Raw genomic sequence first — 12,569 nt, forward strand, 5'->3', positions numbered from 1 at the left:
ATGCCGTATGAAGAAACAAGTAATTTCAGCTTTATCAGGATTAACCGGGGTTGCAGTCGGATTTATAGCGGCAGCAGCTCTGGGGAAAACTTCCAATGCAGAAGCCAACAAGGAAAAGGCAAGGTCGGAAAAGCATTTTGCGATGTTTTTGATGATGAACCGGTGGGTGCAGGTAAGGCAAAGAGGGAAGAGCCCGGCAGATTATTTAAAGGAACAAAACTATAGAACGGTTGCAATTTATGGAATGAGTTATATAGGAGAACGCCTTTTGGAGGAATTAAAGGATAGCGAAATAAAAGCTGCATATGGGATAGACAGAAATGCGGAAAGCCTTTACGCAGATATTGAAATCGTAACCCCGGAGGAAGCGTTGGAAGAAGTGGATGCAGTAATAGTAACCTCCATATTTTTTATGGATGAAATAAGAAGGGACTTGTCTGGAAAGATCTCCTGTCCAATTCTTTCTTTGGAAGATATTTTGTATGAGATATAAAAATAGGAAATGGTAAGAGGGATGGCTTATGATTATTGTAAGAATCTGGGAGGGCCTAGGAAACCAAATGTTTCAATATGCCTATGCAAGGAAGCGGATGGCAGAAGGCGTACCGGTTTCGCTGGATTTGCATAGAGCATATGAGGATTCATATCCATCTTTGAGAAATAGTGCGGTTCGTGTTAACTGTATTCAGAATTTTCATATCAAAGTTCCCTCCATTGATGTTGAAGGCTATGGGAAATATTTTTATTTGAGAAAGCAGACAGAGGTAGAGAAGCGGATTTGTTTTCTGGCACAGCGGGGGTTATGGCCGTATTCATTTATAGAGGAAAAGAATGAACTTTATTCGTCAAAAGCTGCATGCATAAGAGGAAATGTATATTTAAAAGGGTGGTTTCAGGACCAGAGGTATTTTGCAGACATTCGAAAAGAATTGCTTCAAGAATTTACTCCCAAAAAGAAGATTAAAATTTCTTCTGAGATATTGAAAATGATAAAGTCTGAAAATAGCGCTGCTATTCATGTCAGAAGAGGAGATTATGTTAAGCTGGGCATGGCTTTGCCCCATGCATATTATCTTAAAGCGAAGTCAGTGCTGGAAAAAAAGATTGCGAATCCTATATATTTTGTTTTTTCAGATGATTATCAATGGGTAAAGCAGAATATTCAATGGGGAGAAAAAGCGGAAGTATTTTATATAGATGAAATATGCAAGCTAGAAAATTATGAACAGCTGCTTCTTATGAGCAATTGCAGGGGACAAATTATTTCGAATAGCACATTTAGCTGGTGGGCAGCATGGCTAAACCAGAATGAGGATAAAAAAATTATTATGCCAAAAAGATATGTGCAGCTGAATCCGGGACTGGATATAAAAGGAAGTATCTGGGTTTAAGATATGTTAAAAAAGACGGCAGAGAATTAAACAGAGAAATATTTGAAAAGGTAATAGAAAATGAGAATTCCAATTGTAATGGTGTCAGATGATAATTTTATTTCCCAGATAAGGGTTGCTATATGGAGTATGAGAAAAAGTACCTGTAAGGAGGCTTTTCTGGAAATTACAATTCTTTGTTTAAAGGAGTTGGGAGAATCCTCCAGGAAAAGACTGCAGGAATTGGAAGCTGTCTTTTTGAATTTGTCTATCCGGTTTTATGAGGTGGATTTTCAGATTTTTTCAAGGGCCAGACCTATGGGGCATGTTCCGGTTGCGTCATTTTATCGATTGGTAATTGCGGATGTAATGAAGGAATATGAAAAATGTCTGTTTTTAGATGGAGATCTGATTGTCAATACGGATTTATGTGCTCTTTATTCACAGGATATAGGGGAATTTTATATAGCAGGTGTAAGGGATAATGAGTTCCTATACGATCCGGACGCTGCTTTTGGGCATTTGGAGAATTATGGATTTAAAGATTATTATCACTATGTAAATGCAGGAGTGATGCTTTTTAATCTCACAAAATTAAGAGAGGATCATCTGCAGGAACGCTTTTTGGAATGTATGAAAATTGATTTTCCTTATATGGATCAAGATATTTTAAATAAGGTTTGTGAGGGAAATATCAAACTGTTAGAACTCAAATACAATTTTTTCAGCCGCTGTAAAACTGCAGGATGTTATAGTGCCAGCGATAAAAAGAAAATAAATGGTAAAACATGGGAAATCCTGCATTTTGCCGGGTATGATAAGCCCTGGCAGAATATTCGGGTATATGGAGCGCAGGAATGGTGGGAATGTGCCAAAGAAGCCCTGGAGGAAGAAGTATATCAAACCATGTACCTTGAAGCTGTAAGAGCTGTGGAGCAAAGTGATTGGTCTTATATTCTGGAACGCTGTGCGCAAGTCAAAGAAATTATGATTATCGGCTATTCAAGAATAGGAATAGATGTTCTGACTTCTTTAAAAAGGAGCGGTGTAACAGCAGAATTATACTATTGTGATAACTCGATTCGAAAGCAAAGGTTAAGCGATGAGAATATTGCCATCTATTCCATAGAGGAATTGGCAGAAAAGCATCCAAAAGCATTATGGTTGAACACAAGTCAGCGCAGCTATCAAGAGATCAACCGTCAGCTAAAGGGGTTAGGGGTTGAAAAAGAGCAAATAATCACATATCGGCATAAAAATGATGCATATTTTGAAATGCTGGAGGATGATTTTTTTGAGTATGAGATACGACAAAAAGAAATAAAGCTGGAAGGCGCTGAAATCGGCAGGAGAAAATGAAATGAATATTATTCTTTTGGGTGCAGCCGGGTTTATAGGAAAAAATTTGACTATAGGACTTGGACGAAAGCCTCAGAACCACCTTACATTAGTGGATAAATCAAAGCATTTTTTCCAGGAAGGAAACCTGTATTTCCCGGAGACTACGAAAATAAAGGAGGATGCTTTCGATGAAACTACAGATTTTGATAAGCTGCTGGAAGGACAAGATATCGTATATCATTTAGTAAGCACAACAGCTCCTGTAACCTCCAATCAGCACATAGAACAGGAATTAAAGGCCAATGTGATTGTCACTGTAAATATGCTGGAGGCATGTGTCCGCTGTAAGGTGAAAAAGGTAGTATTTTTTTCTTCCGGAGGTACTGTGTACGGAAAGGATGTGCTATGCCCAATTAATGAAGAAGCGCCGACGAATCCTATCTGCGCATATGGATTGCAGAAATTATCTATTGAAAAGCTGCTGTTTTTGTACTCATATTTGCATGATTTGGATTATAGAGTAATACGTTTGTCGAATCCCTATAGGCCGTATCAAAGACCTAACGGGGGGCTGGGTGCGATAACAACCTTTACCTATAAAGCTCTGAGAGGAGAAGAAATTACGGTTTATGGGGATGGTTCCGTGATACGGGATTTTATTTACATAGAGGATGCAATCAAAGCTATTGAAAATATTGTAGAAGGAGAAAGCAGACATCGCATTTTTAATATAGGGAGCGGCTGCGGAACAAGTATTAGAAAAGTATTAGAAATAATCGGTGTAGTTTTGAAAACTGATTTGAAAGTTGTATATAAATCAAAACGAAAGGCGGATGTACCGGAGAATTATCTTGATATCTCAAGATATGAAACATGTTTTGGAAAATTAAATCTGGTTTCCTTGTATGAAGGAATTCATAGAACTGCTGCGTTTATGAAAGAGCAATACCATATTTAAAAATGGAGGTATTTATGAAAAAAAACGTGATTTTCGGAGCCGGAAGCTATGGGCTGCAGGCTTTAAAAAAACTGGGAAGAGAGCAGACGGCTTATTTCCTGGATAATGACAAAGAAAAGCAGGGAACCAGTTTTCAGGGGCTCCCGGTTATCAGTGCGGAAGAATTCCTTCCTATGAAAGAGCAGTACCATGTGGTGATAGCCAGCCGCCTGTATGCAGGGAACATGGAAAGGCAGCTTTTGGAAGCAGGGGTTGCGGATTACTCCTTTTTTTTGAAAGAATTCCTCCGTTTTTACGAGACGGAAGAGTTGATCTACAATCCCTACGAAGCTGTGCCAGAGGTGGGAACAGAGGCGGAATGGAACAAAAGCAGACGTCAGGAACTGGCAAGAAAGGCCGTCTATGAAGAGACAGAATTTCTTTATGAAAAGCAGGGCCTCTTTAACCATATAGAAATTGAAACCATTAACCGCTGCAACGGCTCCTGCTCCTTCTGCCCTGTCAACTGTAAAGTTGATCCCAGGGAGAAGAAAGTCATGGAAAAAGACCTGTTTGAAAAAATTGTGGAGGAGCTTGCAGGGATGGATTATGCAGGGCGTTTTACCACCTTTTCCAACAATGAACCTCTGCTTGACGAGCGCATCATCGACTTTAATCACTATGCCAGAAAGCGCCTGCCGAAGGCCAGAATGCATCTCTTTACAAACGGAACTCTTTTAACCCTGGATAAATTCAAAGCGCTGACAGAGGTTCTGGATGAACTGATTATCGATAACTATCAGCAGGAATTGAAGCTGATAAAGCCTTGCAGAGAGGTTGCGGAGTATGCAAAACAGCATCCTGAGATTGCAAAAAAAGTAACCATTGTTCTGCGTAAGCCCCATGAGATCTTAACCTCCCGGGGAGGAACAGCGCCCAATCGGAGAGAGATGGAGGACTATGGAAAGGAGCGGTGCGTACTGCCCTTTAAACAGCTGATTGTCCGGCCGGACGGGAAGATTTCCCTGTGCTGCAATGATGCGGTGGGGGCCTATACGCTGGGGGATTTGACGAAAGAAAGCATCCTGGACGTTTGGTATGGGGAAGCGTTTCAGAAGGTGCGCAGATGTCTTTACGAAGGCAGAGAGAACTGGGGAAAATGCCGGTACTGCGATGCCTTTTCTATGGGGTGAGAAGTATGGTAAGTATTATAATTCCTGTATACAATGTAAAAGAATATCTGGCGGAATGTGTGGAAAGCGTCAGAAGGCAGACATTAAAAGAGATTGAAATCTTATTGGTGGATGATGGCTCCACAGACGGCTCGGCCCAGATTTGCGATGCGTATGCGGATATGGATAAGAGGATTCTGGTAATCCACCAGGAAAACGGAGGAAGCACAAAAGCCCGCAACGCAGGCTTAAGAGCTTCCAGGGGAGAATATATCGGATTTGTGGACAGCGATGACTTTATAGAGCCGAATATGTATGAAGAGCTGCTGGCGTACTGTATAAAAGCGGAAGCGGATATGGCAGCCAGTGTGAAGTACATCAATCATGGAGCAGGGGAGTACCCGGAGAAACTTGGCGTGCCGGCAGGGATTTATGAGAAGGGAAGCTCGAAAGAGATCCTGGTTCGGAATCTGATTTATTCGGAGGATTACCGCTCAAAGGGAATCTCGCCCAATCTGTATGACAAGCTGTTTAAGAGAGACCTGCTGCTGCGGAATCAGTCAGCCGTAGATGAACGGATCCGATACGGGGAAGATGATATCTGCGTGTATTCTTGTCTTTTAAATGCAGAGCGTGTGGTGATGGTAGACAGGGCCTATTACCATTATCGTCTGCGGGAGGGGTCTATCTGCCGCAGTAAGGATCCGGAATATTTTGAAAGAATTACATGGTTTTACCGTCAGATGAAGGAAGAATTTGAGAAGCATTCCTGCTGTGACAGCCTGCTGGAACAGCTGAACCGTTATATGCTGGAATTTGTCCTGCGGGGGATTAACCGGCAGTTCGGCTTTGGATATGGAGTGGTGGTGCCCTTTTATCTGCCTCCCTATGAGATGCTGAAAGGCCGAAAGGCAGAGAAAATTATTTTATACGGTGCGGGACAGGTAGGCCAGGATTATTTCCGGGCTTTCGGGCTTTGGGGAAGCGTGGAGATAACAGCCTGGATAGACAGACAGTGGAGAAAATATCAAAAGAAAGGGCTTCCGGTAACCGATATTTCCGTCTTGGATGACGCTGCCTGGGATATCATCTTAATAGCGGCAGAGAACAGCAGACTGGTGGAGCAGATCAAGGAAGAGCTTCTGAACCTTGGAATTCCGGAGGAAAAAATCTTATATAAAAAACCGCAGACAATGATTCAGAACCTGGGACAAGGATGACCGCAGACGATATGGTTTTTAAGGAAAGAAAGCAGAGGAGAGAATATGATCAGTGTAATAGTACCCATATATAATGTAAAGGCTTATCTTTCCCAATGCATCGAAAGCCTGCTCTGCCAGACATACACGGATCTGGAAATCATTCTGGTAGACGACGGCTCCACAGACGGGTGTGCGGATATCTGTGAGGAATATGGGAAAAAAGATTCCCGGATTGTCATAATACACAGAGAAAACGGAGGCCTGGTCAGTGCAAGAAAGGCCGGCGTGAAAGCAGCAAGGGGTACATACATTGCTTACGTGGACGGCGATGACTGGATTGAACCGGATATGTACCAGCGCATGTACCAGAAAATGACGGAAGAAAGAACGGATATCGTCATGTGCGGACATTATCAGGATACGGGAGCAGCAGTTAAAAAGGTCCTTCACGGAATACCGGAGGGGAGATACGGAAAAGAGGAGCTGGTAAGAGACGTATATCCGCGGATGCTGGTTAATGAGAGCTTTTTTGAGTGGGGCATCTATGTGGGGGTATGGGACAAGCTGTACCGGAAGGAATGTCTGGAAAGGTATCAGTACGAAGTGGACGAACGTGTCACAATCGGAGAGGATGCGGCCTGCATCTATCCGTGCCTGCTGAATGCGGAAAGCATCTATGTGATGGAAGACTGCTTCTATCATTACCGCCAGACCCTGTCTTCCATGGTAAAGCAGATTCCGGACAGAGAGCTGGAGCGTGAGAAATTCCGCATTTTATATGAGACAGTAGAAAAAAGCCTGGAGAAGTATGCCGGTATTTTTGATCTGAGACAGCAGTGGAAGACGTATATGCTGTTTGCAATGCTGCCCCGGACGGACAGTCTTTACCGGGGGTGCGAAAACCTTGACTTTCTGTTTCCCTTTTCAGGCGTGAAGAAAGGAGAGCGGATTGTTCTTTACTGCGCGGGGCTGTATGGGCAGAGGATATACCATTTTCTGAAGAAAACGGGCTTTTGTTCCGTAGCCGCATGGGTAGACCGCAATTACAAGGAGCTTGGGAGTATGGGGCTGCCGGTGGAGAGCCCGGAGGTAATTCCAGGCGTGTCCTATGACGCCATTGTGATAGCCAACACCTATGAGAGATCCAGAAAAGCGCTGTATCAAGAGCTGATTGGAAAGTATCCGAAAGAAAAGGTACATATGCCGGATGTGGAGCTGATTTTTTCGGAGGAATCCATGAAAGCCTTTGGTCTGACGGAAAATGCCGGATAGAAAAGCTAGATAGAAAACAAGGAATAGCCATTGAACAGGCGGCCCGAAGTTGTTATACTAGAGACAACGGAGGGCCGCTATTATTGTTAAGCGGCCATGAAAGGACGGTACGCATATGGCAAGAACTGTAGGAATCGGACTTCAGAGCTTTGAGAAAATAAGAGAAAATAATTGTTTTTACGTGGATAAGACGGGATTTATCAAGGAGTGGTGGGAGAACAGGGATGACGTTACCTTGATTACCCGTCCCAGACGTTTTGGCAAGACACTGATGATGAATACAGTGGAGCAGTTCTTTTCTGTAAAATGTGCCGGGCGCAGTGACCTGTTTGAAGGGCTTGACATCTGGAAGGAAGAGAAATACCGAAAGCTTCAAGGCACCTACCCGGTGATTTCTTTAAGCTTTGCCAATGTGAAAAGCAGCAGTTTTTACAATATGAGAAACATGGTATGTGAATTAATTGCCAGAGAATATTCCAGAAATGCATTTTTATTGGAGAGCTCCTGTCTGACTGAGCAGGAGAAGGATACATTTCGGAAAAAGACAAGCAGCATGGACGAGGTGGACGCAGTACAATCAGTTAACCAGTTATCGGAATATTTATCCCGTTATTATGGAAAAAGGGCCATTATCTTGTTGGACGAGTACGATACGCCTATGCAGGAAGCTTATGTAGACGGCTTTTGGGAGGAAATGGTCTCTTTTACCCGAAGCTTCTTTAATTCCACCTTTAAGACGAATCCATACCTGGAACGGGCTATTATGACAGGGATTACCCGGGTGAGCAAGGAGTCCGTTTTTTCGGATCTGAATAATCTGATGGTAGTCACAACCACCTCCGACGCCTATGCGGACTGCTTTGGTTTCACAGAAAAAGAGGTATGGGCAGCTCTGGAGGAGTTCGGACGTTTGGAGGAAAAAGGGGAGGTTAAAAATTGGTATGATGGATTTACCTTTGGAAAAAGGAGCGATATCTATAATCCATGGTCGATCCTGAACTACTTGAAGACCGGAAAATTTTCAGCCTACTGGGCGAATACAAGCAGCAACAGCCTCATCGGAAAGCTGATACAGGAGGGAAATCCCAATATCAAGATGATTATGGAGGATTTTCTGCTGGGGAAATCCTTTCATGTCCAGTTTGACGAGCAGATTGTATTCAGCCAGCTGGATCGAAAGGAGAGCGCTGTCTGGAGTCTTTTGCTGGCCAGCGGCTATCTGAGGATGAAAAGCTATGTTTTAAAAGGGGGAAGAACCACTTACGAGCTAGTCCTGACCAATGAAGAAGTACGTCTGATGTTTGAAGAAATGATCGAGGACTGGTTCGGGGGAGATCCCCTGTCTTACAACGAATTCATCAAGGCGCTGCTCTGCGATGACAGAAAAGGCATGAATATCTATATGAATAAAATTGCGCTGTCTACTTTCAGTTACTTTGACACAGGAGCCGGGGCTTCCGGATATACGGAGCCGGAGCGTTTTTACCATGGCTTTGTGCTGGGGCTTTTAGTGGAGCTGCGGGAGCGCTACATTCTCACTTCCAACAGGGAAAGCGGCTACGGGAGATACGACGTGATGCTGGAGCCGCGCAGAAAGGAAGAGCCGGCGATGATACTGGAGTTCAAGGTTCATGATCCGGATGAGGAAAAAACATTGGAGGACACGGTACGGGCGGCTCTTGCACAGATAGAAGAAAAGAAGTATGCTGCGGCCTTGGAAGCAAAAGGGATCGTCCCGGAGCGGATTCGGCGGTATGGGTTTGCTTTTGAGGGGAAGAGGGTTCTCATCGGATGAGGATAGTATCATAAAAGGAGGCAAAAGGATGGCAAGAACCGTAGGAATCGGACTTCAGAGCTTTGAGAAAATAAGAGAAAATAATTGTTTTTACGTGGATAAGACGGGATTTATCAAGGAGTGGTGGGAGAACAGGGATGACGTTACCTTGATTACCCGTCCCAGACGTTTTGGGAAAACACTGACTATGAGCATGACAGAACAGTTTTTTTCTGTAAAATACGCAGGAAGGGGAGAGCTGTTTGAAGGCCTTGCCATCTGGGAGGAGGAGAAGTACCGGAAGCTCCAGGGAACTTATCCGGTAATCTTTTTAAGCTTTGCAGATGTAAAAAGCAGTGATTTTTACAATATGCGGATGATGATGTGTGAACTGATTGCCCGGGAATATGCGAGAAACGCATTTTTGCTGGAGGGTTCCTGTCTGACAGAGGAGGAAAAGGCTTCCTTTTTAAGAAAGACAAAGGATATGGGGGATGTAGACGCGGTGCTGGCAGTGAACCAGCTGACGGAATATTTGTCCCGTTATTATGGGAAAAAGGTGATTCTTCTTTTGGACGAATACGATACGCCCATGCAGGAGGCTTATATAAGCGGATACTGGGATGAGGCGGTAAGCTTTATCCGGAGCCTGTTCAATTCTACCTTTAAGACGAATCCCTATCTGGAACGGGCCATTATGACAGGAATTACCCGGGTGAGCAAGGAGTCTGTTTTCTCGGATCTGAATAACCTGATGGTGGTTACAACCACTTCCGATGCCTATGCGAACCGCTTTGGCTTCACAGAAGAGGAAGTATGGGAGGCCCTGGAGGAATTCGGGCTTTCTGAAGAGAAGGGCAGGGTAAAGAACTGGTATGACGGGTTTACCTTCGGCAGTAAAAGGGATATCTACAATCCCTGGTCAATTCTGAATTTTTTGAAAACCGGGAAGATATCGGCCTATTGGGCGAACACCAGCAGCAACAGCCTGGCAGGAAAGCTGATTCAGGAAGGAAGCAAAAGGGTCAAGCTTATTATGGAGGATCTTTTGGAAGGAAAACCGCTTCATACAGAGATTGATGAGGAGATTGTATTCAATCAGCTGTCAAGTAATGAAAGTGCAATCTGGAGTCTTCTGCTGGCCGGCGGATATCTGCGCATGGAAAGGTTCTGGTTCCATGAAGAATGGGGACGCGGGGAGTATGAGCTGGCACTGACAAATAAAGAAGTGCGTTCTATGTTTGAAGGGATGTTCCGCCAGTGGTTTGCAGGCGATACCTCGGGATACAGCGAATTTGTCGAGTCCTTGCTTCAAGGCAGCCTGGAAGAAATGAATAAATACATGAACGATATCACAGAGGAGACCTTCAGTTCCTTCGATACCGGCAAAAAGCCTTCCAGGGCGGCGGAACCGGAGCGTTTTTACCACGGCTTCGTCCTGGGGCTGCTTGCGGATCTGAGGGGGCGTTATGTCTTGACCTCCAACCGGGAGAGCGGCTTCGGACGTTACGATATCATGCTGGAGCCTCTTCAAAAGGCTGATCCGGCCATTATTATAGAATTCAAGGTGTTCCGTCCAGGGAAGGAGGAGACTTTGGAGGACACGGTACAGGCAGCTCTTGCACAGATAGAAGAAAAGAAGTATGCTGCGGCCTTGGAAGCAAAAGGAATCGCCCCGGAGAGGATTCGGCGGTATGGGTTTGCATTTGAAGGGAAGAAGGTTCTGATCGGTTGAGTAGAATGAAAGGCGGAAAAAGGATGGCAAGAACTGTAGGAATCGGGCATCAGAATTTTGAACAATTGATTACAAATGATAATTTCTACGTGGATAAAACTCTGTTTATCAAGGAATGGTGGGAAAATCAGGATGCGGTAACCCTGATTACCCGTCCCAGACGTTTCGGAAAGACACTGATGATGAATACGGTGGAGCGGTTTTTCTCCGCAGAGTATGCAGGGCAGGGCGGGCTGTTTGAGGGTCTTGCCATCTGGGAGGAAGAGAAGTACCGAAAGCTTCAGGGAACTTATCCGGTGATATTTTTAAGTTTTGCGGACATCAAGGAGAATTGTTTTTCGCAGGCAAGAAAAAGAATATGTCAGAACATCCGGCGCCTTTATGACAGATATGATTTCCTGCTGAAGGGAAATTGCCTGCGAGAGGGGGAAAAGGAGCTTTATCGAAAGATTTCTGCCGAAATGGAGGATTATCTGGCAGTTGATTCCTTAAAATATCTTTGCGACTATTTGTCCCGTTATTATGGAAGAAAGGTGATTTTTCTTCTGGACGAGTATGACACGCCCATGCAGGAGGCTTATGTAGGCGGCTTTTGGGAGGAAATGGTTTCTTTTACCCGAAGCTTATTTAACGCCGCCTTTAAGACGAATCCATACCTGGAACGGGCCATTATGACAGGGATTACCCGGGTGAGCAAGGAGTCCGTTTTTTCGGATCTGAATAATCTGATGGTAGTCACAACCACCTCCGACGCCTATGCGGACTGTTTTGGCTTCACAGAAGAGGAAGTATGGGCGGCCCTGGAGGAATTCGGGCTTTCCGAAGAGAGGGCCAGGGTAAAGAACTGGTATGACGGATTTACTTTTGGCAGTAAAAGGGATATCTATAATCCCTGGTCAATTCTGAACTTTTTGAAAACCGGGAAGATATCGGCCTATTGGGCCAACACCAGCAGCAACAGCCTGGCAGGAAAGCTGATTCAGGAAGGAAGCAAAAGGATCAAGCTTATTATGGAGGATCTTTTGGAAGGAAAACCGCTTCATACAGAGATTGATGAGGAGATTGTGTTCAATCAGCTGTCAAGTAATGAAAGCGCAATCTGGAGCCTTCTGCTGGCCGGCGGATATCTGCGCATGGAAAGGTTCTGGTTCCATGAAGAATGGGGACGCGGGGAGTATGAGCTGGCACTGACAAATAAAGAAGTGCGTTCTATGTTTGAAGGGATGTTCCGCCAGTGGTTTGCAGGCGATACCTCGGGATACAGCGAATTTGTCGAGTCCTTGCTTCAAGGCAGCCTGGAAGAAATGAATAAATACATGAACGATATCACAGAGGAGACCTTCAGTTCCTTCGATACCGGAAAAAAGCCTTCCAGGGCAGCGGAACCGGAGCGTTTTTACCACGGCTTCGTCCTGGGGCTGCTTTCGGATCTGAGGGGGCGTTATGTCCTGACCTCCAACCGGGAGAGCGGCTTCGGACGTTATGATATCATGCTGGAGCCTCTGCAAAAGTCTGCTCCAGCCATTATTATTGAATTCAAGGTGTTCCGTCCGGGGAAGGAGGAGACCTTGGAGGACACGGTACAGGCAGCCCTTGCACAGATAGAAGAAAAGAAGTATGCTGCGGCCTTGGAAGCAAAAGGAATCGCCCCAGAGCGGATTTGGAAGTATGGGTTTGCCTTTGAAGGGAAGAAGGTTCTCATCGGGTGAGCATAGTTCTTGGATTGAGAGCAAAGGTTCCAGTATGAGGTGGATGAGCGCATTGTA

The 12,569-nt window shown here is 44.7% G+C and carries 10 protein-coding genes; all 10 read left to right on the forward strand.

Features of this window, described 5'->3' with window-relative positions:
* Positions 1-7 precede the first annotated feature (7 nt).
* The 10 genes from VV089_RS03325 to VV089_RS03370 all read left to right on the forward strand — a co-directional run bounded on the left by VV089_RS03325 (position 8) and on the right by VV089_RS03370 (position 12,512).
* Complete coding sequence (locus VV089_RS03325; RefSeq protein ID WP_334334938.1) at positions 8-493, forward strand: hypothetical protein; 486 nt, start codon at positions 8-10, stop codon at positions 491-493.
* A 28-nt stretch (positions 494-521) separates the two neighbouring features.
* Positions 522-1,391: an alpha-1,2-fucosyltransferase gene (locus VV089_RS03330; RefSeq protein WP_334334939.1), complete on the forward strand. Its 870-nt coding sequence runs from the start codon at positions 522-524 to the stop codon at positions 1,389-1,391.
* Between the two features lie 78 nt (positions 1,392-1,469).
* A complete protein-coding gene (locus VV089_RS03335) occupies positions 1,470-2,729 on the forward strand; it encodes a glycosyltransferase family 8 protein (RefSeq protein WP_334336201.1) in 1,260 nt (419 codons plus the stop codon).
* Position 2,730: 1 nt separating this feature from the next.
* The gene (locus VV089_RS03340; protein WP_334334940.1) at positions 2,731-3,669 is read left to right on the forward strand and encodes an NAD-dependent epimerase/dehydratase family protein; all 939 of its coding nucleotides are present in this window, start codon (positions 2,731-2,733) and stop codon (positions 3,667-3,669) included.
* A 14-nt stretch (positions 3,670-3,683) separates the two neighbouring features.
* Entirely contained in the window at positions 3,684-4,841 is a 1,158-nt protein-coding gene (locus tag VV089_RS03345; RefSeq protein WP_334334941.1) for an SPASM domain-containing protein, read from the forward strand.
* 5 nt (positions 4,842-4,846) lie between these two features.
* Complete coding sequence (locus VV089_RS03350; protein WP_334334942.1) at positions 4,847-6,040, forward strand: glycosyltransferase family 2 protein; 1,194 nt, start codon at positions 4,847-4,849, stop codon at positions 6,038-6,040.
* 45 nt (positions 6,041-6,085) lie between these two features.
* Positions 6,086-7,294, forward strand: coding sequence for a glycosyltransferase family 2 protein (locus tag VV089_RS03355; RefSeq protein WP_334334943.1), 1,209 nt, complete (start codon positions 6,086-6,088; stop codon positions 7,292-7,294).
* A gap of 115 nt (positions 7,295-7,409) precedes the next feature.
* On the forward strand, positions 7,410-9,089 hold the full coding sequence (locus VV089_RS03360) for an AAA family ATPase (RefSeq protein ID WP_334334944.1): 1,680 nt from the start codon (positions 7,410-7,412) through the stop codon (positions 9,087-9,089).
* A 28-nt stretch (positions 9,090-9,117) separates the two neighbouring features.
* Complete coding sequence (locus tag VV089_RS03365) at positions 9,118-10,803, forward strand: AAA family ATPase (protein WP_334334945.1); 1,686 nt, start codon at positions 9,118-9,120, stop codon at positions 10,801-10,803.
* Positions 10,804-10,826: 23 nt separating this feature from the next.
* Complete coding sequence (locus VV089_RS03370) at positions 10,827-12,512, forward strand: AAA family ATPase (protein ID WP_334334946.1); 1,686 nt, start codon at positions 10,827-10,829, stop codon at positions 12,510-12,512.
* Positions 12,513-12,569: the final 57 nt, after the last annotated feature.

Origin of the sequence: Candidatus Merdisoma sp. JLR.KK011 (assembly GCF_036941125.1) — a bacterium.
In the GTDB taxonomy this organism is placed as follows: Bacteria; Bacillota; Clostridia; order Lachnospirales; family Lachnospiraceae; genus Laedolimicola.